Raw genomic sequence first — 25,943 nt, 5'->3', positions numbered from 1 at the left:
ATATCCGACGGAGACAGAGATGATAGACAGGATAATAGAATACTCGGCGAAAAACAGGTTCATCACGATTACCATAGTCGCTTTCATGGCCGTCTGGGGCTACTGGGCGATGAAGAATACGCCGCTCGACGCCATCCCCGACCTCTCGGACGTCCAGGTAATCGTCTACACCGACTGGGACGGCCGGAGCCCCGACATCATAGAGGACCAGATTACGTACCCGATAGTTACGAGCATGATAGCAGCGCCCGGCGTGAGCGCCGTGAGGGGGCAGTCGATGTTCGGGACGTCACTCGTCTACATCATATTCGAGGACGGGACCGACATTTACTGGGCGAGGAGCAGGGTGCTCGAATACCTGAACGAGGTCGCCGGAAAGCTCCCCGAAGGCGTGACCCCTACCCTCGGGCCCGACGCGACGGGCGTTGGCTGGGTCTTCCAGTACGCGCTCACCGACGAGACCGGAACGAGAGACCTCTCCGAGCTTAGGAGCCTCCAGGACTGGTATCTCCGCTACTGGCTCGAATCCGTCCCCGGCGTGGCCGAGGTAGCGAGCGTCGGGGGGTTCGTCAAGCAGTACCAGATAGAAATCGATCCGAACAAGCTCCTGGCGTACGGGATACCCGTAAACGACGTTATCGATGCGGTGAGAAGGAGCAACAACGACGTCGGCGGCAGGGTCGTCGAGCTCGCCTCCACCGAGTATTTCGTCAGGGGACGGGGATACATAGAATCGACGGAAGACATAGAGAACATTTCCATAGGCACGAACGGAAACGGGACGCCGGTTCTCGTGAGGGACGTCGCGTCCGTTCACCTCGGGCCCGACATGAGACGCGGGGCCGCCGAGCTCGACGGCAAGGGTGAGACCGTCGGCGGCATAGTCGTCATGCGCTACGGCGAGAACGCCCTCGACGTCATCGAGAGGGTAAAACAGAAGCTCGAAGACGTGAAGCCGTCGCTCCCCGAGGGAGTCGAAATCGTCACGACGTACGACAGGTCGAATCTCATCGAGAGAGCGATAGATACGCTGCGCGGGACCCTGATCGAGGAAATGATAATCGTGAGCCTCGTCATAATCGTTTTCCTCCTTCACTGGAGGAGCGCCGCGATCCCCATAATCTCGATACCGATAGGGGTTCTCATGGCGTTCATACCGATGTACTACATGGGACTCAACGCGAATATAATGTCGCTCGGCGGGATCGCGATAGCCATAGGCGAGATGGTCGACGCGTCCATCGTGCTCATAGAGAACGTTCACAAGAAGCTCGAGAAGTGGCAGGAGGAAGGCGAGAAAGGCGACAGGTTCCGGGCCGTGATGGAAGGGATGAAGGAGGTCGGAAGGCCGGTATTCTTTTCGCTCCTCATAATAACGGTTTCGTTCCTCCCCGTCTTCACCCTCGAATACCAGGAGGGGAGGCTCTTTAAGCCCCTCGCCTTCACGAAGACGTTTATCATGTTCTTCTCGTCCCTCCTCGCGATAACGATAACCCCGGCGCTCATAGCGCTCCTCGTCACGGGCAGGATAAAGCCCGAGGAGACGAACCCGATAAGCAGGTTCTTTATAAAGCTCTACGACCCGGTGATGAAATTCGTCCTCCGCTGGAAGCCGACCGTGCTCATAACTTCGATCGTGCTCTTCCTCCTGACGATTGTGCCGTTTTTAAAGCTCGGCTCGGAGTTCATGCCGCCTTTAAACGAGGGGACGATTCTTTACATGCCTACAGCCGTGCCCGGCATGTCGATAACGGAGGCGACGCGCGTCCTCCAAATACAGGACCGGATGCTCAAGCAGTTCCCCGAGGTCGAAAGGGTGTTCGGAAAGATCGGCCGCTCGGAATCCCCGACCGACCCCGCGCCGCTCAGCATGGTCGAGACGGTCGTCACGTTAAAGCCCGAATCCGAATGGCGCGAGGGCATGACGTGGGACAAGCTTATAGCCGAAATGAACGATGCGGTAAAGTTCCCCGGAATGGCGAATATATTCTGGATGCCGATACAGACGCGAACGGAAATGCTGACCTCGGGCTTCAGGAGCAACCTCGGCATAAAGGTGTTCGGCCCCAACCTTAAAACGATAGAGAAGATTGGCACCTCAATCGAAAAAGCCCTCTCCGGCACGCCCGGGACTAGGAGCGTCTTCGCCGAGAGGATCACGGGCGGATACTTCCTCGACTTCGACATAAGCCGCGAGAAGGCGGCCAGGTACGGCCTCACGGTCGGCGACGTAGGGGAAGTGATCGAAACGGCCATAGGCGGGAAGAACATCTCGCAGACGGTCGAGGGACAGGAGAGATACCCCGTCAACGTCCGGTACCAAAGGGATTTCAGGACGGATCCCGAAAGGCTCGAAAGAGTCCTCGTCGGCACCCCTTCCGGGGCACAGGTGCCCGTTACGCTCCTCGCCGACATAAGCTTCAGCACCGGCCCTTCCGAGATAAGGAACGAGGACGGGCAGAAGGTGGGCTACGTCTTCATCGACGCCTCAGGAAAGGACTACGAGGGGTATGTGAACGAGGCCAAGGAAATCATACGGGAGAAGGTCGAGCTGCCGGCGGGCTACTACCTCGAATGGGCGGGGCAGTACGAATATTTACAACGTGTAAAGGAGAGGCTGTCCTATATTCTCCCGCTCACGATCTTCATAATATTCCTTCTCCTCTACATCAATTTCAGCTCCGTGACCGAATCCTTCATCGTTCTCTTCACGGTCCCCTTCTCTCTCATAGGGAGCGTCTGGATTCTGTATCTTCTCGGATACAACATGAGCATAGCAGTGTGGGTGGGGATAATCGCGCTCGCGGGGCTCGCGGCCGGGACGGGCATAGTCATGATCATGTACCTAGACGAGGCCTACGAAAGAAGGGTCGGGAGCGGCTCCATGAAAACGGAGAAAGACCTCGACGAAGCGATAATGGAAGGCGCCGTGCAGAGGGTGAGGCCGAAGATGATGACGGTCGCAACGACTATACTGGGCCTGATGCCGCTCATGTGGAGCACGGGGGCAGGGGCCGACATGGTAAAAAGAATCGCGGCGCCGATGGTCGGGGGGCTCGTTACTTCGACCGCACTTACGCTTATAATTATCCCTGTGGTTTATTCCTTCTGGAAAGGAAGGAAGCTGACGGGTGAAGCTAAACCATAAGGAGGGAGGTAACATGAAAACCATATTTCTCCTGGTAGTTATTATAGGCGGTGCTTTTTATTACATCTATTCGGGCCGCTACAACGTCGCGGCCACGGAGCCTCACACAAAGCCCGTTGAGTGGATACTGACGGAGGCCAGGGACAGGTCCATAGAGTATCATTCGAGGGACATAAGCGCTCCGGCCCTTGACGACCCTTCGCTCGTAGAGAAGGGCTTCGGCCTCTACGACGACATGTGCTCCGGATGTCACGGCGCTCCGGGCGCGGAGCCGGCGAAGGGATTCAACCCGCCTCCCCCGGCGCTTACAGAAATCGCCGGGGGGCTCGAGCCGCGCGAGACCTTCTGGGTGGTGAAGCACGGCATCAAGATGACCGCGATGCTCGAATTCGGCTCGACACACACGGACGACGAGATATGGGCAATAGCGGCGTTCGTGGACAGGCTGCCCGGTATGACTACCGATGACTATGAGCGCATGAAAGAAGAGTCGGACGGGCACACGCACGAAAACGGACACTGATTAAGATTTCGTTTTTAACAAAGGAAACGTCGTATATAATTTTAATTCCGGATTCCACTTCAAGGAGGAAACAGATATGAATACGAGAATGTTGACATTGAAGGCATTCGCCCTTGCCGCCCTTTGCATGGCCGCGGTATTTGGATTTCAGCTCAGCGAATCAAGGGCCGATAACGGCTCGCCCGCAGTGACCCGGGTCGAGTCCAAGTACGTATGCATGATGACGGACCACGTCTTCCCCAAGGAGCAGATACCCGTCGTCGTCGAGGACAAAACCTACTACGGTTGCTGCGAGATGTGCGAGGCGCGCCTGAAAGCGAGCGCGGAGAGCAGGGTGGCCGTGGACCCGGTTAGCGGGCAGCAGGTGGATAAGGCGGCTGCAGTCATAGGCGCGGCCCCCGACGGCAGCGTCTATTATTTCGAGAGCGCCGAGAATCTAAAGAGCTTCAAGGGAACCCCGGCTTCGGCCGACTGAGAAGCGGGACGTGAAATCGGCGGGTCGCCCGGTTTCCGGGCGTCGCCGTCAGGCTACTACTATCCTGTTCCGGCCGAGGGACTTCGCCTTGTACAGGGCCTTGTCGGCGGATTCCAGGAGGAGCTCGGCCGAATTGCCGTGCTCGGAGAAGACCACGACGCCCATAGAAACCTGGACCGAGCTTATGAACCCGCCCCTGTGCCTCACGCGGACGCGCTTTATTTCCTCGTGGAGCTGCTCGGCCCTCCGGAAGGTATTTTCGAGCGACGAGCCGGGAAGAATGAGAACGAACTCCTCTCCCCCGTAACGGCATGCGATGTCCTCGCGCCTGATGCTGTCCCTGAAGAAATCCCCGATACTTTTGAGCAGCATGTCCCCGGCCGTGTGGCCGTATGTGTCGTTGAACTGCTTGAAATGGTCGATGTCTATCATTATAAGCCCGAGCGGCTCCTTGTTACGTGTCACCCTGCTTATCTCGCGCTTCAGGGTTTCTTCCATGTAGCGCCTGTTGAAGAGCCCGGTAAGCGAATCGTATATGGCGAAATTCTTGAGAGACTCGTGATGCTGGATGTTGGCCAGGCTAAGGGCCGAAAGCTTGGCCGCAGTCGCGGCAATGTGCTGGTCGTACGCATGCCGTGCGTGGGCGTCGGTCTCGCTTCCGGAAGAACTCCCCTGCTCGATGTATAGGAGACCGAGCGTCTTCCCCCTGGCAACCAGCGGCGCGCAGAAGTAGTTTACGGATTCCGAATGGTCGAGGTGCTGGCAGTAAAGCTCCCGGCTTAGGCTGTTCGACATGTGCACCCTGGCGAGCCTGAGCGCCCAGCACTTGTCCGGGAGGAACTCGCGCTGGCTTTTTATTTCGCCCCAGCTCGTAACGCATTCGAGCAGCGTAAGAATATCGTTGAAAATGAAAAGTCCGCCCGAGCCCTCGGGAAAAAGAAGCTTCGAATAATGGGCTATTATCGTATAAACCTCTTCCTCCGTCCTCGAAGCCTGTAAAAGCTCGTCCATCTCGCATAAAAGAAGGAGTTTTTTGTTCTGTCTCTCGAGATCCCCAAGCCTGCCCCTTATCTCGTTTCGTATGGCTTCGGGGCCTTCTTCATCCGCCCCCGCTTCGGGATTAACCGTCCCGGCTTCGGCTTTCAAGACCGGGTTATCCGGGGCAGGGGCTGAATATTCGCTGTCTTCTTCCTTCGCGGAGCCGTTATTCTCGAGAACGTCGCCGGAGGCCGCGGCGACCCTGAGCCCCGTCTCATGCCGTCTCTCCCGCTCTTCGACGGCGTTCCGGTTCTTTTCGAGCTGGAGCACGACCTTCCTCGCTATCGTATGCAGCATGGATATCTGCTCGGAGCTCAATTCCTTCGGGGTGAATCCCATGACCGAGAGCGACCCGAGCTTGTGTCCGGCGTCGTCCGTGAGAGGGACCCCCGCTATAAAATTTATGTCCTTCAATTTGTTAAGAAAAGGATTACGCTTTGTCCTGTCGTCTTCGAGCGGGTTGGATATAGACAGAAAGTCGCCCTGGTTATTAATCACGTACGCCCCGAAAGACTTGTCCCTGGGGACTTCGGAAATGTCCGCGTCGAGGCCGGTCACGGATTTAAACCATTCCCGGCCCTCATCGACGAATGTAATCAGCGCGATGGGGGTTTTGCATATATAAGCGGCGAGACGGGATATCTCGTCGAACGCCTCTTCCGGCGCAGTGTCGAGAACCCCGTATTCGAGGAGAGCCCTGTAACGCTCCACCTCTTCGTCATGAAACCTCATGCTGCCGTTCCCGACATTATCGTAGTCGCTGTTCATGTATATATTATTGCCGGGGAAAAACCCATAACCCTGAGCTTTTATTATAGCACAACGCCCCCGGGATTTCGCCGGGTTGTGAAAGAAACGGGCCTCCGGCCCGAAACGGTCTTAATATCCCGTATAATATGAAAATTTCACAGGATTGGCTATAATATCTCTCATTCCCCAGAAAAGCAGGCAAGATGAGAATAATTAATTCTATCATCAAATATACCGTTCTCGCGGTCATCCTGATAATTTTGGCCGTTCTTGGATATGCGCTCTTCGGTGAGAGGGACATCACGAAGACTTCGCCCCTCGTCGGAAAGGAGGCCCCTCCGTTCACGATAAAGCTTTACGACGGAAAGAGAATTTCCTCGGAGGAGCTCAAGGGAAAGACAGTGCTCCTCAACTTCTGGGCGTCGTGGTGCATCCCCTGCCGCCAGGAGGCCCCGGCCCTCGAAGAAGCGTGGCAGAAGTACAAGGACAGGGACGTCGTATTCATCGGCGTCAACGTCTGGGACGACAACGAGAACGCCATGTCGTACATGGAGAGGTTCGGCGGGCAATATCCCCACGGTATAGACCCCGAAGAGGAGATACAGGTAGACTTCGGTATAGGAGGGGTGCCCGAGACATACTTTATCGACGAGACGGGCAGGATACGGGACAAGTACAACGGCCCGCTCACGGGCGAAATAATCGATTATTACCTCGAAAGGGCCATGAAGCCCGGCGAGGCCGAGACTTCATAGCCGCCGGGCGGAGCGATATCATGACGTTAACGAACACGAAGAAATATAGTGGCATCATCACTCTGGCGCTGACCGTGCTGTTCCTCTTTTCCGCCTCCGCCCTTGCCGACGAGAAGAGCCTAGACGACAGGGTTAACGAGATTGCCTATCTCCTCATGTGCCCCGTATGTCAGGGGCAGAGCGTCGCCGAGTCGAACTCGAACCTTGCGAACGACATGCGGCAGATAATAAGGAAGCAGCTCGAAGAAGGGAAGACCAACCAGGAAGTGATCGACTACTTCGTAAAACGCTACGGCGACTCCATACTCGCGTCGCCCCCGAAAAAGGGGATAAACTGGCTCCTCTGGGTAATGCCCGGTATGGCGGTCGTCCTGGGCGCGGTGGGTATCGCGCTCTTCCTTCATAAGTCCAAACGGCCCGGGGACGACGTCGAATTCATTCCGGCGGCGCCCGGGGAAGAATCCGAAAGCGAGTATTTAAAGAAGGTGGACGAGGAGCTCAAGAAGTACGAGTGACGTATTACTGCAGGGTGCGGCTCATTCGCCTCGGAAGAATACCTCGGCAATTTCCAGAACCTTTCCCATATCCTCCGGAATATCCAGCCAGTGAATCTCCTTATCAGCCCTTAGCCACGTCATCTGGCGCTTGGCCAGGCGTTTGGTGTCGCGCTTTATGAGCTCGACTGCCCTTTCGAGGCCGATCTCTCCGTCGATGTAAGCGTTCATCTCCTTATAGCCTATGGACTGCATGGGCTTTAGCCCCGGGCCGTATCCCATGGCGCGGAGGCGACGCACCTCGTCCACGAGCCCGGCCGAGATCATGCCGTCAACCCTTTCGTCTATTCTCTGCCTGAGCTCCTGGCGCTCGACGTTTATACCGATTTTGAGGTAATCGTAATCGCGGACGCCGAATTCGTGGAGTGATTGGAGGAGCGACATCTTCTGGCCCGTTAGCTCGTACACTTCGAGGGCCCTCTCGGTCCTGATGTAATCCCTGGGATGAATCTTCGAAGCCGATTCCGGGTCGACAGATGAGAGCCTCTTGTAGAGATACTCCGGCCCGTGCTCCGCCCGCTCCTTCCTGAGCGCGGCCCTCAGCCCGCGGTCGGCGGGGAGGCCCTCGATAAGGCCCGAGAGGAGCGCCTTTACATACAGGTACGTCCCGCCCGCGACTATTATTTTTTTACCGGCCGCGGCGAGAGACTCTATGACCGAAGAGGCCCCACGCCTGAAGGTCCCGGCGTTAAACTCTTCGCCGGGCTCTAGGATGTCTACGAGGTGATGCGGCGCCCGGGCCCTCTCTTGGGGGGAGGGCTTCGCCGTTCCTATGTCGAGATGCTTATAAACCTGGAGGGAGTCCGAGCTCACGATCTCACCGTCCAGGGCCCCTGCGATTTCCATCGCGAGCCGGCTCTTGCCGGATGCCGTGGGGCCAAGGATGACGAGCAGTCTCGGTTTCTTTTCTTTCACCGCTTTTCTTCGGAGAATGGAACGTAAGACCGGAGAACCGTTAGGCCCGCCGGTCCCGGGACAATTCTAGAGTGCGTTGTTGGTGTAATTCTCTATGTCTTCGCCAAGGGCCTGCTTACGGCTGAGCCTTATTCTGCCGTCGTTCTCCCTGCTGATACACTTGACTAGTATCTCGTCATTTTCCTGAATGACGTCGGTTACGCTATTGACCCTGTTCGGGGCAAGCTCGGATATATGAACGAGTCCGTCCTTACCGAAGCCAAGCTCGACGATAGCGCCGAAATCTAGTATCCGTTTTACGGTTCCCCTGTAAATCTTTCCGACCTCTATCTCCTCGACAATACCCTGGATGATCTTGACGGCCCTGTCGCATGCATCCCTGTCGGGCGACGCGATGTTGACCCTGCCGCTGTCGTCGATGTCTATCTGCGCACCGGTAACCTCGACTATCTTCTTTATGGTCTTCCCGCCGGAGCCTATGACGTCCTTTATCTTCTCCGGGTTAATCTGTATGGAGATTATCCTCGGCGCAAACGGCGATATATCGCCCCTCGGCTGGTCGAGTATCTCGGCCATCTTGTCGAGGACGACCATCCTTGCGTTATTCGCATGCTCAAGCGCCGTCGAAAGTATGTCCCTCGTGACGCCGATAACCTTGATATCCATCTGAAGCGCGGTGACGCCCGCCCTCGTGCCCGCGACCTTAAAGTCCATGTCGCCGAGGTGGTCCTCGTCGCCGAGTATGTCCGTCAGGATGACGAAGTTGTCTTCCTCTTTAATGAGGCCCATCGCTATGCCGCCCACGGGCGCGCTTATGGGTACGCCCGCGTCCATGAGCGAAAGCGCCGCGCCGCAGACAGTCGCCATCGAAGAGGAGCCGTTCGATTCCAGAACGTCGGAGACGACCCTCACCGTGTACGGGAACTGGTCCTTCGGCGGAAGCACCGGCAGTATCGCCCTTTCGGCGAGCGCTCCGTGCCCTATCTCCCTTCTGCCCGGCCCGAGCCTGTGGCTGACTTCGCCGACGCTGTAGGGAGGGAAGTTGTAGTGGAGCATGAAGGTCTTCGTGATGTCGCCTTCGAGCGAGTCGATCCTCTGCTCGTCGTACGCCGTCCCGAGCGTCGCGGTGACCGCCGCCTGCGTCTCGCCCCTGGTAAACAGCGCCGAGCCGTGGGCGCGGGGGAGGAATCCGACCTGGCCGTATATGTTCCTGACGTCGGTATAACCCCTGCCGTCGAGCCTTATCCGGTCCTTTACGATGAGGTCCCTGACGAGGGACTTCAGAACCTTCTCGAAGGGCTTTGAAATCTTTATTTCCTCTTCTTCGGGATGAAGAGAGGCCATGTGCTCTTCGGTTTCCTGCTTGATGCTCTTTATGCGCTCGCGCCTCTTGGCCTTCGAGGACCATACGAGCGTGTCTTTCAGCTTCCCGCCGGCAAACGCCAGAATCTCGGCCTCGAACGGGTCCTCTTCGACCGGCCCTTCGTACTGCCTCTTTTCTATCTCGAGCCCGGACAAAAGATCTTCCTGGAGCTTGATGAATTCCTGTATGCTTTCGTGGGCGAACATGAGCGCGTCGACGATTTCGGGTTCCGGGACCTCGTTCGCCCCCCCCTCCACCATCACTATCGCATCTTTGGTGCCCGCGACCACTATGTTCATATCGCTCTCGGCGAGCTCCTCCTTCGTCGGGTTGCATATGAACCTTCCTTCGACCCTTCCGACCCTCACAGCCGCGAGCGGCCCCGCGAACGGGACGTCCGAAACCATGAGCGCGGCCGAGGCCGCCGTAATAGACAACACGTCCGGGTCGTGGTCGGCGTCGGCCGAAAAGACTGTGACGATGATCTGCGTCTGGAACGTGAAGTCCTTCGCGATGAGCGGCCTTATCGGCCTGTCTATAAGCCTCGAAGTAAGAACTTCCTTCTCGTTCGGCCTGCCTTCACGCTTGAAGTAGCCGCCGGGTATCTTTCCCGCCGCGGACGGCCTTTCCTGGTAGTTAATAGTGAGGGGAAGGAAATCCTCGCCCTCGGTCTTTTCATCCACTGCGACGACGGTAGCCAGTACCGCCGTGTCCTCGTTACGCGCGAATACCGCCCCGCTGGCCTGACGCGCCAGCGAGCCCGTATCGAGCTCGTATCGTTTCCCGAAAATCCGGGTTTCAACTTTCTTTGGTTGATTGCTCAAAACTAAACCTCCTTAAACCCTACTTTCGCAGTCCGAGTTTCTGTATGAGTTCCGGATAGCTCTCCGGGTTGTGCCTTTTAATATAGTTGAGAAGCCTTCTCCTCTTCGCAACCAGCGATACAAGCCCACGCCTCGAATGAAAATCCTTGGGCGCCTTCTCCGCATGAGCCGAAAGGTCCTGTATGCGGCGGCTAAGTATAGCCACCTGGACCTCGGACGAGCCGACGTCTTTCGGATGATGAGCGAATTCGCTTATTATCTGTGATTTCTCTTCCTTATCTATAGGCATTTAATACCCTCCTCAGTAAGATATATAAAAACGTCCGTTTTCAATTCAGGACACGGAGCAGCCTGAGCACGACCTCGCCGTCCTCGGCGGTGTCCATGCCCGACGCATCCGTAAGGGCCTCGGTGACGGAAATGAGCCTGCCGTCTTCATAGACGCCCAGCTTGTCGCCCGTCTTGAAATCGGGGATGTCGATATTTTTCAAGCTTGTCTTTCTTATCTGTTTTCCTTCCCTTATCTCCGCCGCCAGGTCGCGCCCGACATCGACACGCGCCATGTGCGACAACGCGTCTTCGAGAGGCATGAGCCTGACGACGCCATTCGTTAAATCTTCTATCGTCACGGCGCGCTCGAGCCCGAAGCCGTCGCTTTCAATCCTTCTCAGCTCCGCAAGGTGCCCGCCGCAGCCGAGCTCGTCGGCTATATCGGATGCCAGCACGCGCACGTACGTCCCGCGCGAACATTTTACCATAATCCTGATAAAGGGCGGATTTAAATCCAGGAGCTCTAGTTCCTTTATCGTCACACTTCTCGGAGCCCTTTCCACTTCGACCCCCTTTCGAGCATAATCGTAGAGCCTTACCCCGCCCTTCTTCAATGCCGAAAACATTGGGGGAATCTGATTAATTTTACCTATAAATTTAGAAAATACACCTTGAAGCGCGATTTTATCTATGTCCGGAAGCGCCTCCTCGGAAAGGACTTTCCCGGTGAGATCCATGGTGTCGGTCCTTATGCCGAGCCTTATGAGCGCCTCGTATTTCTTGTAACCGCTATTCATAAAAGGAATTATCTTCGTGGCGTCGTTTACGCAGATCGGCAAAACGCCGGTGGCGAACGGGTCGAGCGTACCGGTATGGCCCGATTTTTTTATTTGAAGAAGCCTGTTTACAGTGTTTACCGCCGCCCGGGACGTTATACCCTCGGGCTTGTCGAGGACTATCACTCCATTCATTCAAGCTCCTCGCCTATACAGCCGAACACTTTCGACTGCACTTCCTCGAGCGTCCCTTCCACGGAGCAGCCCGCGGCCTTCTTATGCCCCCCGCCCCCGAAACGCTCGGCTATCCTGGCGACGTCCACGTCCCCCTTGGACCGGAAGCTTATCTTCCAGAAGGGGGACCCGTTCCCGGCTTCTTCCCTGAACGCGACCGCGACCTCGACGCCCTTTATGCTCCTGGGTATGTTGACGAGCCCCTCGGTATCCTCCCTCCGGGCGCCCGCCTTTTCGAACATGCTTCTATCTATGACAACCGAGGCTACCCTGTTCCCTTCCCGGACGCTCAGCGTGGGAAGCACAAGAGCCACGAGCCGGAGCTTCCGGAGCGGCTCGCTCTCGAAGAGAGCTTCCGATATTTCAGCAGGGTCAACACCCCGCTCGACAAGCTCCGAGGCGTCCCTGAACGTCACCGGATTCGTGTTCGAGTACCTGAACGACCCGGTGTCGCTCACTATAGTGGTGTATAAGTTTTTCGCTATCGCTTCGTCTATCTCCACGGACATCGTCTTTAAGAGAAGGTATACGATCTCGCCTGTCGAAGAAGACCCGGAATCGAGAAGATGTATGTCTGCCGAGCTGCTGTTCGTCTGGTGGTGGTCTATTATGACGACCTGCCTGCATCGGCCGGCCTTAACGAAATCCTCGAATTCGTCCCCGGCCCGGCTCGTTCCGGTGCAGTCGACGGCAAAAGCAAGGTCGAAATCGCCCGCGCCTTCGAGTGAAGTTCGGATCCTCTCCGAGCCCGGGAGAAAAGTCAGAAGCTCGGGCACCCCGTCCTTATTGTAAAAGACCACCTCCTTCCCCAGCTTTTCGAGCCCGAGTCCGAGCCCGAGAGTCGAGCCGAGCGCGTCGCCGTCCGGGTTTTCGTGCGATGTAATGAGTATCCTGCCGGAATTGCGGATGGCCTCGATCACGGCCTTCATCTCTTCATTCACCGGAAATCTCCTTTAGTATCTCGTCTATTCTGTAGCCCTTTTCGAGCGCGATGTCGAATATGAATTTTATGTCCGGTACCTTTCTCATCCTCAGCCTGGACGCGAGCTTCCCGCGGACAAACCCCCTGGCGCTTTCGAGCCCCGAAAGGGCTTCGTCCTTCCCGGCCTCCCCGCCGGGGAGCGTAAAGTAGATCTCGGCCATTCCGAGATCCGACATCCTCACTTCCGTAACCGACACGCCGCTTACGCGGGGGTCCTTGATCTCTCCCCTGACCAGCATCCCCGATACTTCTTTAAGAATCTGGTCGCCTACCCTGCTTGACCTCTTTGCCATCGGCCGGTCTCGTCTCCTAATAATGTATTATCTCGAGCTCCCGCTGCCCCATCTCGACTAGCCCGGTGGATTCGATGAAATCGGTCACCTGGTCGAGGACCGAATTCACGAAACGGGTTTCGTTACCTACGAAAGCTATGCCTATCGTGGCTTTTTGCCAGAGGTCGAGCGAGCCCACCTCCGATATGGAGACATTTATGAATCGGGATTGTACTCTGCGAATAAGGCTTTTTACAATCTGCCTCTTTGCCTTGAGCGATCTGTTGCCATTCATGTACAGGTCAATGCTGACTATGCCTATAACCATCTATAGCTTGCGCGCTAAAGCTCTTGCTTAAACTCCTCGTGCGTGTAGAACTCCAGTATATCTCCTACTTTTATATCGTTAAACCTCTCGATGCCGATACCGCATTCATAACCCGCATTGACCTCCCTGACATCGTCCTTGAAACGCTTTAGCGACGAGAGCCTTCCTTCAAAAACCGTAACGCCGTCCCTGACCACCCTTACGTTATTATCCCTCGATATCTTTCCGTCCGTAACCATACAGCCCGCGATGGTGCCTATCCTGGATATGGTGAACGTCTCCCTGATTTCCGCGTGCGCCGTAATCTTCTCCTTCACGATCGGGTCGAGGAGGCCTTCCATCGCGCTCCTTACCCTGTCGATGAGCTTATAGATTATGGAATGCAGCTCAAGGGATATGCCCTCCCTTTCGGCGATTTCGAGCGCCTTTACATCCGGCCTTACGTTAAAGCCCACGATTATCGCGTCCGATGCGCTCGCGAGGACGACGTCCGTTTCCGTTATGCCGCCGACGCCTGAATGCACGATCTTCACCTGGCATTTTTCGGTGCTGAGCTTGCTTATGGATTCCGAGACCGCCTCGACCGAGCCCTGCGTGTCGGCCTTGATTATGAGCGGAAGCTCCTTGGCCTCTTCCTGCTCGAGCGTCTCGAAGAGATTTTCGAGCGTGGGCTTTCTTTCCTTCGCGGCTGCCGTCTCGCGGATCTTGGTTTCCCTGTGTGAAACGACGTCCTTCGCCGCCTTTTCGTCCTTGACCACGTAGAAGCGGTCACCGGCCTCCGGCACGCCCGAAAGGCCCATGATTTCGACGGGCATCGACGGGCCGGCCTCTTTCACCCTCTTTCCCTTGTCGTCGATAAGCGCCCTTACCTTACCCACGGTCGTTCCGGTGACTATGTAATCCCCTATCTTGAGCGTCCCTTCCCTGACAATGACGGTCGCGACCGGGCCCCTGCCCTTGTCGAGCACGGCCTCTATGACGAAGCCGTTCGCCCTCTTGTCCTTGTCGGCCTTGAGCTCCAGAATATCCGCCTGAAGGAGCACGAGTTCCAGGAGCTCCTTTATACCTGTTCTCTGCTTCGCCGAAACCTCGGCGAAGAGCGTGTCGCCGCCCCATTCTTCCGAAATAAGCCCTATTTCAGAGAGCTGGCGCTTTATTCTTTCGAGATTGGCCTCGGGTTTATCGACCTTGTTTATCGCGACGATTATCGGCACCTCGGCCGCACGCGCATGGTTCACCGCCTCGATCGTCTGCGGCATGACGCCGTCGTCGGCCGCGACTACGAGTATTACGACGTCCGTAACCTTGGCGCCCCTCGCGCGCATAGCGGTGAAGGCCTCGTGGCCCGGGGTGTCGACGAACGAAACCGTGCGCCCGTCGACGTCTACCGAATAAGCGCCGATGTGCTGCGTGATGCCTCCGGCCTCGCCTTCCACCACGTTCGTCTGCCTTATGGAATCGAGGAGCGTCGTCTTTCCGTGGTCTACGTGTCCCATGACCGTGACTACGGGAGGACGCGGCGCAAGCTCCCTGTCCTCGCCAGTGTCCGGCTCTTCCAAAAGAATGTCCTTCTCTTCGAAGATATCCACCGACACGTCGAAATCGAATTCTTCGGCGAGCAGCGCCGCCGTTTCGTGATCGAGGGCCTGGTTCACGGTGGCCCTCATACCCATGCTTATAAGCTTCTTTATTAATTCGCCGGCTTTTATGCCCATCATCCTGGCGAGCTCGCCGAGATTTATGGATTCGCCGATTTTAACCGTGCGCCGGGGCGGTTTCCCCGGGAAGGGAATTACCCTCGAAGCATCGTCCGCCGCGGTCCCTGCAGTTCGCTGATCCCTCTGCCCCTGGACCCCCCTTCCTCCTCTGTCGAAAGTTCTTTCTCTCTGGAAACCATGTGGGGAGGACTTGGCCTTCGAGCGCCTGTCGTCCACCAGGTACTCCCTCTTTCTTCCGGGGAGCTTCGTGCGGAACGCCTTTCTCAATTCTTCGAGCGTGTCTTCGTCTATTATTTCTTCCCGCTTCGGCTTGACGCGGCTGCTGCGGACCTTTTTCTTTTTCTTGGCGGACTCATCGGTCTCGTCCTTGTCTCCGGGCTTTGCGTCGCCCTTGGCTTCGGCCGTCCCCGCACCCGCTTCGGCCCCGTTTACGGCCACGCCGTTCGTTTCGCCCTGAAGCGCCTCTTCTTCCTGCGCCTGGAGCACGGCTTCGTCCCCGGCAGGGATTTCCTCGCCTCCCGCCTCTTCCGGAACGGCCTCGCCGGGTTCTCCGGGCTCTTCCCCAGCCGGGGAAACACCGGCCCGGGACGCATCCCCCGCTTCCGCCGCCGGCTGCGCCGCCTCTTCCTCCGCCGGTTCTTCCTGCTTCTTTTTTCTTCTTATAACGACGCGCTCGCCCTGCCTTCTCTCCACTACTTCCTCGCCTTTTTCGGAGCGGAACACCCTCACCTTTTCCGTGTCGTCGACGGGCTTTTGCTGGGCTCCTTCTCCGCCGTGGGACGAAATAATCCTGTCCCTTATTTTCTGGGCCTCTTCGTCCGAAATGGAGCTCGCATGGCTCTTGACCGAGATGCCGAGTCCCTTGGCGACGTTAAGGATTTCTCTATTGGACTTGTTCAAATCTTTAGACAGTTCGTAAATTCTGACATTGGACATATCGAGCGCACCGGGTGCTAAAATACCTCCGCTTTAAATGATCGTACGGTTATCCGGAGTAGAGTACCAAAGTTTACTTTACTATGCAAAAAAGAGCTGGATATAACAATACTTATGCAGCCGGAAACCGGCCTTAAACAGCCCTTTCCGGCATGTCTTACAGTCCGGAAAATTTTACGGGGACTCCCTTATTCCTGCTCCGTGAGCGGCTCTTCCTCTGCCCTAGGCCGGTCGGTCTCCGTCTCCGCGGTCTCGGGCGACTCAACCGCCCCTTGCGCTTCCACGGGCTCACCCGTCTCATGCGCCTCTTGCGCCGGCTCTTCTATGGACATCTGCTCGAGCCTGTCCTTGAGCGCTATCCTTGCGGCCGTCTGGAGCTTGACGGCGTCCTCCTCGCTCCTGAGCCCCGCCGACTTGGCCAGGGTCTCGGGGTCCGAGAACGCTATATCTTCCAGCTTGTGGAAGCCTTCTCCGTAAAGGAGATTCGCGGTAACTTCCTTGACGTTGGGGAGAGACATCAAGAGGTGGACGACGTCCTGCTGCTCGCGCTTGACCTGGGACTCGGTCTTGATGTCGATTCTCCATTCGGTCAGCTGCGAAGCGAGCCTTACGTTCTGTCCGCGTCTCCCGATCGCGAGGGAAAGCTGATCGTCGTCGACGATTATCTCCATCGACTTGTTGTCGTCGTCGATTATCACCTTGCTCACGCGGGCGGGCGACAGGGCGTTACAGGCAAAGCGGGCCGGGTCCGGCGACCACGGCACGATGTCTATCTTCTCGCCCTTGAGCTCCTGTATGACGTTCTGCACCCGTGAGCCGCGCATACCGACGCACGCGCCTACCGGGTCGACGTCCGTATCGCTCGAGGTAACGGCTATCTTCGTACGCCCGCCCGGGTCGCGCGATATGGCCTTTATCACCACTATCTGGTCCCCGATCTCAGGGACTTCCGATTCGAAGAGCTTCTTGACGAAGTCCTTGTGTGCGCGCGACAGTATGAGCTGCGGGCCGCGCTTGGTTTCCTTGATCTCGAAGAGTATAGCGCGGAGTCTTTCCTTGGGCTTGTAGTACTCCCTCGGCACCTGGTGCTCCGGAGGCAGAATAGCCTCCGTACGCCCGAGGTCGACTATGATGTTCCTTCTTTCGACCCGCCTCACGATGCCGCTTATGAGCTCGCCCCTTCTGTTCTTGAACTCTTCGTAAATTACCTTCCCCTCGGCTTCCTTTATGCTCTGGAGGATTTTCTGCTTTGCGTTCTGAATCGCTATCCTGGTGAATTCGGGATTGATCTTCACGCCGATCTCGTCCCCGAATTCCGCTTCGGGGTCGAGCTCGTGCGCCGCATCGAGCGTGATCTCGGTGTCGGGATCCTGTATGTCCTCGACCACCGTCTTGAACTCGAAGAGCTCGACGTCGCCGTCGTCCTCGTTGAAATGCACTTCGAGCTCCTTGTCCTTATCCTGCATGCGGAACAGCTTCTGGGCCGCGGAAAGAACCGCTTCCTCGACAGCGTTAACTATCTCGTCCTTGTCTATCCCCTTATCCTTGCAGACAGAATCCATTACCCTGCTAAGCTCAGTCATGGTCGCCATCTAGTTTTGCCCCCTTAAAAATCCAGTTCCAAATTCGCTTTCTCTATCGACCCGTAAGGAATCTCGTAACGGGCCCCGTCGGCCTCAACGGTCACGACGCCGTCCTCGATGCCGGCCAGCGTGCCTATGAATACCTTCCTTTTATCTATTTCCTCGCTCGTCTTTATCTTCACCTTGCTGCCCGTGAACCTCGCGTAATCTGCCGGGTTCCTGAGAGGCCTCGTGAGGCCCGGCGACGACACCTCGAGCGTGTAGGACGAGGGTATGATGTCGTGCACATCGAGGAGCGTCCCCAGTTCCCTGCTCACGAGCGCGCAGTCGTCTACCGTAACCCCCTCTTCCTTGTCTATGAATACCCTTAAAACGCCTCTTTTGCCCGAGCCCTTGTATTCGACGTCGAAAAGCTCAAGGCCCTTCCCTCTCAAGAGGGGCTCCAGCAGCTCCTTGACGTTATACACAATATCTTCTGACATTATAAAAACCCGGCACCGGGACTTATCCCGCTGATTTATTCCTTTCAGACACTTCCAATCAGACACTTCCAACTAAAAATCAGGCGCTTCCAATTAAAAAAGCGGGGGTTACCCGCTTTTCGTCGTTAAATAGTACCTTACCACGTGGGATAGAGCAAGAACGTCACGGCGTCGTTCCGGGGGCATGCCCCTTGGATTTCAGGGACTTAAGCTTCCTGTAGAGGGATTCGAGCGCCGTTATTTCGTGTGCGCCGCCGCCCCCGCCGAACCTTATATAAAGGTACTTGTCCGTAAGCTCGCTCATGATAGCCGCGCCCGGAAAGGAAGAGTCCTTGAGGTAAATGGAGAACTCCCTCGGCGTCATGTAGCCGGGCCGCGTAAAGCCCCTCCCGGAGAGGACTTTAAGGGCGCTGCCGTATATAACGGTCGCCCTCTCGGGTGCGCCTCCCTTCCCACGCCTGAAAAGCGCCCCAAGCCCGGTCCTCGTAACGAGTATCCATACGGCGATCACGGAAAGCGCCGCCAGGGCGACTACCGTGCCGTCCGGCCTCGAGAAAAGCCCGCTCGGGCCCGTGAGCTTCCCCTGGCGCCACTTCCACCTGTCACGTATGTCGTTAAAGAGGCGTACCTGGTCGCGCTGGCTGAAGTCTATGACGTACCTGTTCCACCTGTATCTCAGGTAATCGACGTAGGACGATATGAAAGACCCCGAGGCCAGAATATCGGCGCCGCCTTCGGGGGTGGCGTCGAAGGTAACCCACCCGTATTCGGGGAAATAGGCCTCGGCCCAGGAATGGGCATCGCTTTCCCTAACCAAGAAGAACTGCCCGTGCTCGTTCCATTCCCCGCCTATGAAGCCGTTCACCACCCTGGCCGGAATACCCGATTCCCTGAGCAAAACGACCATGGCGGTGGAAAAATACTCGCAGTGCCCTTCCTTTATATCGAAGAGGAACTCTTCGAGCGGGTATTCGCCCTTCCGGCCTTCGAGAGTCCGCGTATAGCCGTAGTTCATGAGAAGATAGCGCTTTATGGCGAGCGCCTTGTCGTACGCGTTTCCACCCGACGACGTTATCTCATGCGCGAGCTCCGAAACCTCGGGCGCGAGCGGCGGGAGCTGGAGATACCTCTCGAATTCAATATCCGAATAGTCCGCGCCCGCCTCCCTCAGGTCCCCCGCGGGCGGCGTGTAGACGTCAGAGTACGCGAGGTACTTTATCCTGCCCGAAATCCTTCCGGGCAATATGTAGGAATCGTTCACCTGCGCGACGCGCCCGCCGGGGACGGAGCCGTACGAAACGGGAAAGTTGGCCGCGAAGAGAATATCCGTGTCGAGTGATTCTGTTATAACCTCCTGCGCGAGATGCCCCTCCCTCCCCTTCGCCCCGGGAGCGCGCGCATGGGGGGCCGTCTCGGGCCCGCCGTACCGTCCCCCGCCCGTCGCCTTCCACGCGGCGCCGTCGAATTCGTCGAGCGCTATGCCCCTCCAGTAAAGCGGGACGGGGAGGTTGTTCACGTTCCGGTTTAGTATTCTCACCATCATCACGGGCGAGCTGTCGAGCTTTATCTGCCCCACTCTCCCGAGCCTGACCTCGTCCGAAAATCCGCTCCGGAGGTCGCCCGAGCGGAGGAAATCCGTCCGGAGGTAATTCCCCCTCATCCGGGGTACGGTGACGAATATGAGCGCCGCAAGAAGGAATATGCCGAAGCTGAGTAGAAACGTCGTGCTCAGGAACATCGGCGTCACGACGCCTGGGTCGCCGTCCCCGGCCGAGGCCCCCGCATCGAGCGAGGCCTTCCTCATCTCGTAGATCATGAGCGCCCATATAGCCGCGGCTATGTAAAGGACGAAAGCGACGGCGAAGGAAAAGCTGATGGTGATTATCGCCCCGGCGAGGAACTGAAAAAAGCTGAGGACGTATATCTGGACGACGTCCCGCATCCTCTTTTTCCCGAGGAGCTTTAAGACCTGCGTGAATATAAGGAAGTCGAGGACGACCCTGAACGGCTCGAGCCTGAAGAGGAGAATGGCCGCGGCCGAGTACGCGACGAGAAGGACGGCGAGCGCCGCCCCCACCCTGCCGCCGACGAAGTAGTCCCTGCCGTAAAGCTCGCTAACGAAGCTCGCGGCGAGCGCGAGGACGAAGACCGCGGCCGTCGGCACGCCCACCCCGCCCGACATGAAGATCGACAGGAAGCCCACGAGGGCTATAAGGTGTGTGAATACGGAAAGGGCGCGTGAAATCTTCATCGGGTACCCGGAAGACGGTTATGGATAAAAAAGGAAACACCGGCAAGACAGGAGGTCTCCCCGAAACGAATTTTATACCCGGCCGGTTTTCGTGTAAACAAATGGAGTTTTAAGAAAGCTGGTAAAGAAAAGCCGGCTACTGGACCGTTTCGCCCTGCTGCATCTGCCTTAGCTCTCTCATCTCTTTTAACTTCCTTTCCTTGTATCTGGCCCTGATGTTGTGGAGCGACTCTTCCTGCTCGGGCGTAAGGACGTTCTTTATCTTGAGGAACATGTCCACCTTTATCCTCGTGAGGGCGGCTTTTACGTTCTCGATGTCGTCCGTCATGTGCATGACCTCTTCCCTCGAACACTGGGGCTCCCGGAGCTTCGTCAGAAGCTCGGACTCCCTCTGCCGGAGCTCATTCTGATGCACGATTATCTCTTCTTTATACGACGTGAATATGCTTTCTATCTCGTCCGCCTGTTTCTCGGTGAGCTTCATCTCTTCGGCGATCTTCGGGTTCTTCCACCACTTGTAATAGACCTCCCCCCCGAAGTAGCCGTATGCGCTTGCGGTCATGAGGAGAGGCAGGGTCAGGATAAATATCGACGCCCTCAATTGAAGCCTCCGTTTCCGTTTATGTTGACGACGTCTATTCCGCCGTCCCACGGGCCGTATATCTCGAGGGCGGCCGTAGTGTCCCTGGAGGTGGCGCTGTCGAGCTCAAGGAGAAGCATGTCGTCCTGCACGTCGCGGTCGGCGACGACCCTGCCGCCCGGGTCGCCTGTGAATACGACGAGCGAGAATATCCCGACGACAAGCACCGAGGCGAAGGCTCCCGCGAGCTTCCACCTGGTTCCCGAGTGCCGGAGGGAGCTCCAGAACCCCGCGCGGGCCTCTTCTTTCTCGACCCTGCTCCAGAATTCGGACAGGTAATCGCTCCGGGGCTCTATATCCTCCCACTCGCCCAGCAGTCTCCAGACCTCGTTCGAATTCGAAAAGAGCTCGGAGCACTCGGCGCAGGCCGCAATGTGAGATTCGACAAGGACGCGGTCGTCCCCGGCCAGGTCGCCCGAGGAATGGCCGACCACGAGCTCTCTCAGATCTTTACACTCCATAATCCCCTCCTTCGGACAAATAGGGCTTAAGCCTCTCTATAAGTTTCATCCTTCCCCTGTGGACGTAAGCCTTCACCGCGCCCACAGTGCATTCGAGCACCTGGGCGACCTCTTCATATGATAACCCCTCGTATTTACACAACATAATAGCAACCTTTTCCCTTTCAGGCAAAGACTCCATCGCCTCGAATATGACGCTCATCATTTCCTTTCTGTAAATTATGTCGTCCGCTATGTCGAGGGCGGGGTCCCCCGTGGCGTCCCCGCTGTCGTCTATCTCGTCGAGGCTGAGACTGTTATTGCCTTTCTTCTTGACGTACGTCAGGCTGACGTTGGTGGCGATTTTATAAAGCCAGGTGGAAAATTTGGCCTCGGGCTTATACTGCCCGGCCGACCTGTAGATGCGGAGGAAAACCTCCTGCGCAAGGTCTTCGGAATTATCCCTGCGATTGGTAAAACGATAGATGTAATTTACCACCCCTTTATAATGCCTCCTCATGAGCTCGCTGAACGCGCCGTCGTCCCCGGACTTCGTCCTCAACATAAGCTCTATGTCACTTTCCATTTGGACGCCATAAAGTCTTTATAGTATTAACCCCGAAACGAAAAAAAAGTTACAAACCCCTGATTTCCCCGTGTAATCCGGCCCGGGCCGAGGTCAAGACGGCGGCAAAATCCGGCCGTCGCGTCCCGGCGGGAGCCTAGCCGTCGCGTCCCGGCAGGAGCCTAAAAGTATAACCTGTAAACCTGGATTCGTGGATACAATCGACTCGCCGGCTCCGGCATGGGAGCGCCAAGTCCCTGTTTTTCCTTCATTTTTTCGCTCCGTATCCGGCGGACGACGCCCTAAAGTCTATTTCCCCGCCATTTTACGCGCGGGACCGGAAGAGCCTTCTTCTGCAACATAGAAACGAATACGCCGACGAATCCGGCAAAGCCGAAAAACCGTGCCGGGGAGACATGCACCCGGAGGTGTGGGGAGTCTTTCCGGCCTGAACCGTCCCCTAAAAAAAGGCGCTCAAGCCGGTAAGCCCTTAAACTCGCAACAAAACCTTACCTCTTTTTAATCCTTTCCAGATACTCGCCCGACCTCGTGTCCACCTTTATAACGTCGCCCTGGTCGATAAAAAGCGGCACCTGGATCGTCGCCCCCGATTCGAGGACGGCGGGCTTGGTGGCGCCGGTGACGGTATCCCCCCTCATTCCGGGCTCGGTCTCCACGATTTCGAGCTCGACGGCCGTCGGCAGCTCGATGCCCATGGGCTTATCGTTAAAGTAGAGGACGGTGATTTCCTGCTGCTCCTTTAAGAAGTCGGCCGACTCCCCGACCTCGTTCGGCGAAAGGCTGTACTGCTCGTAGGAATCCAAATCCATGAAGTAATACCCGATGTCGTCCTTGTAGAGGAACTGCATCGATTTTCTTTCCGTGTCCGGCACCCTGAACGAATCACCGGACCTGAAGTTTTTTTCCTGGACCGCTCCCGTCGCGACGTTCCTTATCTTCGTCTTCATGACCGCGCTTCTCTGGGCCATCTTGGAATGCCTGTACTCGATTATCTCCCAGATCTCACCCTCGTACTCTATCTTGAGCCCGCGGTGGAACTGGTTGGTTTCGACAACTCCCATATAAATACCTCCTGGTATGTTTGACTGTAATCAGTGCTTGAGCCGGGGGCCGCCGTTTTCCTCTTCGCCGGCGTCTTCCGCGTCTTCTTCATCGAGAGCGTCTTCGCCCGATATCCTGTACGATTCCGAAACCCAGGCGCCGAGATCGACCATCTTGCACCTCTCCGAGCAGAACGGCCTCCACTCGTTATTCTCCCACTCGCACTCCTTTCCGCATTTTGGACATTTTACCTTCATACTAAAAATTATTTACGAGCAGTGGAACAATGCAAGGGGATATTCCCGGAATTCCGGGACGAAGACCCGTCAGGATTCGGGATTGCGAGGCTCCTTCCTGGTGGTTTTCTTTTTGACGGTGACTGATTCCTCGACGAGCTCGCAGACGATATGGGCGAGCGTGATGTGGAGCTCCTGGATCCTCGGCGTCGATTTCGAAGGAACGCTCACGCAGCAGTCGACGAGCTTTTCCACCTTGCTCACCTCCTGCCCGGTAAAGGCGATGCACTTGAGCCCCTGGGACTTCGCTGTCTGAAACGCCTTTACGACGTTCGGCGACTTGCCGCTCGTCGTGAACCCCCACACGACGTCCCCCTTGTTCCCGAGGGCCTCTATCTGCCTCGAATATACGCTCTCGAAAGAGCCGTCGTTCGGTATCGAAGTCAGAAGCGACGAATCCGTCGAAAGCGCGAGCGCGGCGAGCGCCTTTCTTTCGACGGCGTAGCGGTTCACGAATTCGGCCGCCACGTGCTGGGCGTCGGCGGCGCTTCCGCCGTTTCCGAATATCATCACCTTCCCTCCTGCCTTAAGCGCCTTAATGAGAAGCGCCGCCGCCTTTTCGACCTCGGCCGCCGACTCCTTGGCGAACCTCAGCTTGATGTCGGCGCTCTCCCTCAGTCTCGAAATTATAAGCTCCTTCATATCCTATGTCCTCTTGAACATCCTCTCTATATCGCCGAACGTGAGCTCGCGCGCGACGGGCCTGCCGTGAGGGCAGGCATGCGGGAACTCCGCCCTGTCGAGCTCGGCGAGAAGCGCCTTCATCTCCTCGGGCCCGAGCTCGAAGCTGGCCCTTATCGACGAATGACACGCCATGGTTGCAATCACCCTGTCTATCTTCCCGGACAGGCTCTCCTCTTTGTCGCCCTCGGATATCTCGCCCACTATGTCACGGACGAGTGTTTCAGGGTCTGCGTTCCCGAGCACCGCAGGTATAGACCTTACAACATAAGAGCCGTCTCCGAAAGGCTCCATCCTGAGCCCGAGCGCCGAAAGCGGAGCCAGGTGCCCCGAAAGGAGCTCGGCCTCGTATGGGGAAAGCCCTACGACTTTCGGCATCAAAAGCTCCTGCGAAGGGGCGCGTCCCTGCCCTTCGTAGGAGTTCTTGATCTTTTCGTAATTTATCCTCTCATGGGCCGCGTGCTGGTCTATTATTACCATCCCGTCCCCGGACGCGCATACGATGTAAAGGTCGCCTATCTGGCCCACGATCTTGAGGTCGGAGTACGTCCCCCCGGATGAAAAAAGCTCCCCCGCCGGCGCGGTCGCCTCGCGGACAGCGCCCGGGTGCACATCCCCGTGCGTCTCCCGAGGAGCGGCCTCGCGTGACACTCCCCGCGCGTAATCCGACCCCTCCGGCGCGGATGCGTGAGCACCCGAAAAACCTCCCCCGGGCGGCGAATAGGACGACGTCCGCTCCCTCGTAAGTCCCCGCCAGTCGTGCCCCGGCCCGGCGGCCCTGCCGTAGCTCGCGAGCCACGGCGCGTTCCCGAGCATCCTGCCTATGCACGACGAAATGAGCCCGGCTACTAGGCCGGGATTTTTGAACCTGACCTCGTTCTTCGTCGGATGGACGTTCACATCCACGTCCCCGGGCGGAAGCTCGACGAACAAAACCCCCTCGGGGAACCTTCCCTTTTCGAGCATCTTGCCGTACGCACCGAGGACGGCCCGCGTAAGGAACCTGTCCCTGACCGCCCGCCCGTTGACGTACGTGTAGAGCTTGCGTGCGGTGGACCTCCCTTCGAGCGGGCTTCCGAAAAAGCCCGTCAGGCGTACGCCCTCCTCTCCGCCCTCGACTGAAAAGAGCCTCGTCCCGGGATAGACGCTCTCTATCCTTTCCCTGACGCTGTCCCTCGCGGGGAAGCGGAGAAGCACCCTCCCGTCGCTCCTCAGCTCGAACGACACGCCCGGCCTCGGAATGGCCTCCCTCTCCACTATATCGACGACGTTCGAGAGCTCCGTCTCGGGGCGCTTCATGAACTTAAGCCTCGGAGGCGTGTTGAAAAAGAGGTCCTTCACCTCTATGTCCGTCCCGGGGGGAGACCCTGCCTCCTCGACGCCCCTTAGAACCCCGCCGTCTACCTTGAGCATGGTGCCTATCATGTCCGAGTGCGTTTTAGTAATCATGCGGAACCGTGAGACGCTCGCAATGCTGGGGATGGCCTCGCCCCTGAAGCCGAGCGACGTAAGCGAGAAGAGGTCCTTTACGTCCTTTATCTTGCTTGTAGCGTGCCGCTCAAGGCATAAAAGCGCCTCGTCGCGCGTCATCCCCTCGCCGTCGTCCGACACCCTGATGAGCCTCCTCCCGCCCGATTCGAGCTCGATTTCGATCGAGGCGCTCCCTGCATCTATGGAATTTTCAACGAGCTCTTTTACCACGGATGCGGGCCTTTCCACTATTTCCCCTGCCGCAATTTTGGAGACGAGATTATCGGATAATACCCTTATCTTTCCCATCTGGTAAGTGCCAGTTTACATAAAAGCGAAGTTTCAGTCAAAGAAGGAAGAGCCATTCGGTGCACATGCAAAGAGGGGGCTTAAATCCGGGAAAAAGCGGCTCAGAACAGCTTTAAAACCAGCACCACGAGGAAGAACGCCGTGGGCACGACGACGCAGGCTATCGAAAGGACGGTATAAAAGGAAAGCGTCTGCTTTGCGCCTACGCCGTAAACGTCGTCCGCGTGCGACTTCAGGATTCTTTTATATTCTTTCAGCATCGAGCCGCCTTTATACTAATCTACACTATCCCGCCGGGAATAA

The 25,943-nt window shown here is 57.1% G+C and carries 25 protein-coding genes; 5 read left to right on the top strand and 20 right to left on the bottom strand.

Features of this window, described 5'->3' with window-relative positions; genetic code table 11:
* Positions 1–19 precede the first annotated feature (19 nt).
* From PKC29_10910 to PKC29_10900, 3 genes are all read left to right on the top strand, one after another.
* A complete protein-coding gene (locus tag PKC29_10910; GenBank protein ID HML95928.1) occupies positions 20–3,148 on the top strand; it encodes an efflux RND transporter permease subunit in 3,129 nt (1,042 codons plus the stop codon).
* 13 nt (positions 3,149–3,161) lie between these two features.
* On the top strand, positions 3,162–3,671 hold the full coding sequence (locus PKC29_10905) for a cytochrome c (protein ID HML95927.1): 510 nt from the start codon (positions 3,162–3,164) through the stop codon (positions 3,669–3,671).
* Between the two features lie 76 nt (positions 3,672–3,747).
* Positions 3,748–4,146 carry a hypothetical protein gene (locus PKC29_10900; protein ID HML95926.1) on the top strand — a complete coding sequence of 133 codons (399 nt, stop codon included), beginning with the start codon at positions 3,748–3,750 and terminating at the stop codon, positions 4,144–4,146.
* Positions 4,147–4,194: 48 nt separating this feature from the next.
* Here the strand turns inward: PKC29_10900 and PKC29_10895 are convergent, their stop codons facing one another.
* Complete coding sequence (locus PKC29_10895; GenBank protein ID HML95925.1) at positions 4,195–5,952, bottom strand: diguanylate cyclase; 1,758 nt, start codon at positions 5,950–5,952, stop codon at positions 4,195–4,197.
* 185 nt (positions 5,953–6,137) lie between these two features.
* Here PKC29_10895 and PKC29_10890 point away from each other — a divergent pair, with 185 nt between their 5' ends.
* Both PKC29_10890 and PKC29_10885 read left to right on the top strand, forming a co-directional pair.
* Positions 6,138–6,689 carry a TlpA disulfide reductase family protein gene (locus PKC29_10890; protein HML95924.1) on the top strand — a complete coding sequence of 184 codons (552 nt, stop codon included), beginning with the start codon at positions 6,138–6,140 and terminating at the stop codon, positions 6,687–6,689.
* A 20-nt stretch (positions 6,690–6,709) separates the two neighbouring features.
* Positions 6,710–7,204, top strand: a complete 495-nt coding sequence (locus PKC29_10885) for a cytochrome c-type biogenesis protein CcmH (GenBank protein ID HML95923.1) — start codon at positions 6,710–6,712, stop codon at positions 7,202–7,204.
* 21 nt (positions 7,205–7,225) lie between these two features.
* Here the strand turns inward: PKC29_10885 and miaA are convergent, their stop codons facing one another.
* The 19 genes from miaA to PKC29_10790 form a co-directional block, all read right to left on the bottom strand.
* Complete coding sequence (miaA, locus tag PKC29_10880) at positions 7,226–8,158, bottom strand: tRNA (adenosine(37)-N6)-dimethylallyltransferase MiaA (protein ID HML95922.1); 933 nt, start codon at positions 8,156–8,158, stop codon at positions 7,226–7,228.
* Positions 8,159–8,224: 66 nt separating this feature from the next.
* Positions 8,225–10,312 carry a polyribonucleotide nucleotidyltransferase gene (gene pnp, locus PKC29_10875; GenBank protein HML95921.1) on the bottom strand — a complete coding sequence of 696 codons (2,088 nt, stop codon included), beginning with the start codon at positions 10,310–10,312 and terminating at the stop codon, positions 8,225–8,227.
* A 52-nt stretch (positions 10,313–10,364) separates the two neighbouring features.
* Positions 10,365–10,634 carry a 30S ribosomal protein S15 gene (gene rpsO / locus PKC29_10870; GenBank protein HML95920.1) on the bottom strand — a complete coding sequence of 90 codons (270 nt, stop codon included), beginning with the start codon at positions 10,632–10,634 and terminating at the stop codon, positions 10,365–10,367.
* Positions 10,635–10,674: 40 nt separating this feature from the next.
* A complete protein-coding gene (gene truB, locus PKC29_10865) occupies positions 10,675–11,586 on the bottom strand; it encodes a tRNA pseudouridine(55) synthase TruB (GenBank protein HML95919.1) in 912 nt (303 codons plus the stop codon).
* Positions 11,583–12,566, bottom strand: coding sequence for a bifunctional oligoribonuclease/PAP phosphatase NrnA (locus tag PKC29_10860; protein ID HML95918.1), 984 nt, complete (start codon positions 12,564–12,566; stop codon positions 11,583–11,585). The genes truB and PKC29_10860 overlap by 4 nt, the downstream gene beginning before the upstream one ends.
* Entirely contained in the window at positions 12,559–12,900 is a 342-nt protein-coding gene (gene rbfA / locus PKC29_10855) for a 30S ribosome-binding factor RbfA (GenBank protein HML95917.1), read from the bottom strand. The genes PKC29_10860 and rbfA overlap by 8 nt, the downstream gene beginning before the upstream one ends.
* 16 nt (positions 12,901–12,916) lie before the next feature.
* Positions 12,917–13,207: a DUF503 domain-containing protein gene (locus PKC29_10850; protein HML95916.1), complete on the bottom strand. Its 291-nt coding sequence runs from the start codon at positions 13,205–13,207 to the stop codon at positions 12,917–12,919.
* Between the two features lie 14 nt (positions 13,208–13,221).
* Positions 13,222–15,861: a translation initiation factor IF-2 gene (gene infB / locus PKC29_10845; protein HML95915.1), complete on the bottom strand. Its 2,640-nt coding sequence runs from the start codon at positions 15,859–15,861 to the stop codon at positions 13,222–13,224.
* A gap of 188 nt (positions 15,862–16,049) precedes the next feature.
* Positions 16,050–17,453 carry a transcription termination factor NusA gene (nusA, locus tag PKC29_10840; GenBank protein HML95914.1) on the bottom strand — a complete coding sequence of 468 codons (1,404 nt, stop codon included), beginning with the start codon at positions 17,451–17,453 and terminating at the stop codon, positions 16,050–16,052.
* A 14-nt stretch (positions 17,454–17,467) separates the two neighbouring features.
* Entirely contained in the window at positions 17,468–17,926 is a 459-nt protein-coding gene (rimP, locus tag PKC29_10835; GenBank protein ID HML95913.1) for a ribosome maturation factor RimP, read from the bottom strand.
* A gap of 163 nt (positions 17,927–18,089) precedes the next feature.
* Positions 18,090–20,177, bottom strand: a complete 2,088-nt coding sequence (locus PKC29_10830) for a DUF3488 and transglutaminase-like domain-containing protein (protein HML95912.1) — start codon at positions 20,175–20,177, stop codon at positions 18,090–18,092.
* 136 nt (positions 20,178–20,313) lie between these two features.
* Complete coding sequence (locus PKC29_10825) at positions 20,314–20,778, bottom strand: hypothetical protein (GenBank protein HML95911.1); 465 nt, start codon at positions 20,776–20,778, stop codon at positions 20,314–20,316.
* Positions 20,775–21,278, bottom strand: coding sequence for a zf-HC2 domain-containing protein (locus PKC29_10820; GenBank protein ID HML95910.1), 504 nt, complete (start codon positions 21,276–21,278; stop codon positions 20,775–20,777). Before PKC29_10820 ends, PKC29_10825 begins: the two co-directional genes overlap by 4 nt.
* The gene (locus PKC29_10815) at positions 21,268–21,843 is read right to left on the bottom strand and encodes a sigma-70 family RNA polymerase sigma factor (GenBank protein HML95909.1); all 576 of its coding nucleotides are present in this window, start codon (positions 21,841–21,843) and stop codon (positions 21,268–21,270) included. The genes PKC29_10820 and PKC29_10815 overlap by 11 nt, the downstream gene beginning before the upstream one ends.
* Before the next feature lie 488 nt (positions 21,844–22,331).
* Complete coding sequence (gene efp / locus PKC29_10810) at positions 22,332–22,904, bottom strand: elongation factor P (GenBank protein ID HML95908.1); 573 nt, start codon at positions 22,902–22,904, stop codon at positions 22,332–22,334.
* Between the two features lie 30 nt (positions 22,905–22,934).
* On the bottom strand, positions 22,935–23,141 hold the full coding sequence (locus PKC29_10805; protein HML95907.1) for a DNA gyrase inhibitor YacG: 207 nt from the start codon (positions 23,139–23,141) through the stop codon (positions 22,935–22,937).
* A 69-nt stretch (positions 23,142–23,210) separates the two neighbouring features.
* Positions 23,211–23,822 carry a D-sedoheptulose 7-phosphate isomerase gene (locus tag PKC29_10800; protein HML95906.1) on the bottom strand — a complete coding sequence of 204 codons (612 nt, stop codon included), beginning with the start codon at positions 23,820–23,822 and terminating at the stop codon, positions 23,211–23,213.
* Positions 23,823–23,825: 3 nt separating this feature from the next.
* Positions 23,826–25,640 carry a DNA mismatch repair endonuclease MutL gene (gene mutL / locus PKC29_10795; GenBank protein HML95905.1) on the bottom strand — a complete coding sequence of 605 codons (1,815 nt, stop codon included), beginning with the start codon at positions 25,638–25,640 and terminating at the stop codon, positions 23,826–23,828.
* Between the two features lie 101 nt (positions 25,641–25,741).
* Positions 25,742–25,900, bottom strand: coding sequence for a hypothetical protein (locus PKC29_10790; protein HML95904.1), 159 nt, complete (start codon positions 25,898–25,900; stop codon positions 25,742–25,744).
* Positions 25,901–25,943: the final 43 nt, after the last annotated feature.

The sequence above is a fragment of the Thermodesulfobacteriota bacterium genome, assembly GCA_035325995.1.
In the GTDB taxonomy this organism is placed as follows: domain Bacteria; phylum Desulfobacterota_D; class UBA1144; order Nemesobacterales; family UBA2774; genus JADLGH01.
The sequence above is the reverse complement of the archived record's forward strand: the minus strand, read 5'-3'. Positions and strand labels throughout refer to the sequence as shown.

Excerpts from the sequence above, each read along its gene's own strand:
- PKC29_10910 (HML95928.1), top strand. The coding sequence starts at position 20 with ATGATAGACAGGATAATAGAATACTCGGCGAAAAACAGGTTCATCACG.
- PKC29_10905 (HML95927.1), top strand. The coding sequence starts at position 3,162 with ATGAAAACCATATTTCTCCTGGTAGTTATTATAGGCGGTGCTTTTTAT.
- PKC29_10900 (HML95926.1), top strand. The coding sequence starts at position 3,748 with ATGAATACGAGAATGTTGACATTGAAGGCATTCGCCCTTGCCGCCCTT.
- PKC29_10895 (HML95925.1), bottom strand. The coding sequence starts at position 5,952 with ATGAACAGCGACTACGATAATGTCGGGAACGGCAGCATGAGGTTTCAT.
- PKC29_10890 (HML95924.1), top strand. The coding sequence starts at position 6,138 with ATGAGAATAATTAATTCTATCATCAAATATACCGTTCTCGCGGTCATC.
- PKC29_10885 (HML95923.1), top strand. The coding sequence starts at position 6,710 with ATGACGTTAACGAACACGAAGAAATATAGTGGCATCATCACTCTGGCG.
- rpsO (HML95920.1), bottom strand. The coding sequence starts at position 10,634 with ATGCCTATAGATAAGGAAGAGAAATCACAGATAATAAGCGAATTCGCT.
- truB (HML95919.1), bottom strand. The coding sequence starts at position 11,586 with ATGAATGGAGTGATAGTCCTCGACAAGCCCGAGGGTATAACGTCCCGG.
- rbfA (HML95917.1), bottom strand. The coding sequence starts at position 12,900 with ATGGCAAAGAGGTCAAGCAGGGTAGGCGACCAGATTCTTAAAGAAGTA.
- PKC29_10850 (HML95916.1), bottom strand. The coding sequence starts at position 13,207 with ATGGTTATAGGCATAGTCAGCATTGACCTGTACATGAATGGCAACAGA.
- infB (HML95915.1), bottom strand. The coding sequence starts at position 15,861 with ATGTCCAATGTCAGAATTTACGAACTGTCTAAAGATTTGAACAAGTCC.
- nusA (HML95914.1), bottom strand. The coding sequence starts at position 17,453 with ATGGCGACCATGACTGAGCTTAGCAGGGTAATGGATTCTGTCTGCAAG.
- rimP (HML95913.1), bottom strand. The coding sequence starts at position 17,926 with ATGTCAGAAGATATTGTGTATAACGTCAAGGAGCTGCTGGAGCCCCTC.
- PKC29_10830 (HML95912.1), bottom strand. The coding sequence starts at position 20,177 with ATGAAGATTTCACGCGCCCTTTCCGTATTCACACACCTTATAGCCCTC.
- PKC29_10820 (HML95910.1), bottom strand. The coding sequence starts at position 21,278 with ATGGAGTGTAAAGATCTGAGAGAGCTCGTGGTCGGCCATTCCTCGGGC.
- PKC29_10815 (HML95909.1), bottom strand. The coding sequence starts at position 21,843 with ATGGAAAGTGACATAGAGCTTATGTTGAGGACGAAGTCCGGGGACGAC.
- efp (HML95908.1), bottom strand. The coding sequence starts at position 22,904 with ATGGGAGTTGTCGAAACCAACCAGTTCCACCGCGGGCTCAAGATAGAG.
- PKC29_10805 (HML95907.1), bottom strand. The coding sequence starts at position 23,141 with ATGAAGGTAAAATGTCCAAAATGCGGAAAGGAGTGCGAGTGGGAGAAT.
- PKC29_10800 (HML95906.1), bottom strand. The coding sequence starts at position 23,822 with ATGAAGGAGCTTATAATTTCGAGACTGAGGGAGAGCGCCGACATCAAG.
- mutL (HML95905.1), bottom strand. The coding sequence starts at position 25,640 with ATGGGAAAGATAAGGGTATTATCCGATAATCTCGTCTCCAAAATTGCG.
- PKC29_10790 (HML95904.1), bottom strand. The coding sequence starts at position 25,900 with ATGCTGAAAGAATATAAAAGAATCCTGAAGTCGCACGCGGACGACGTT.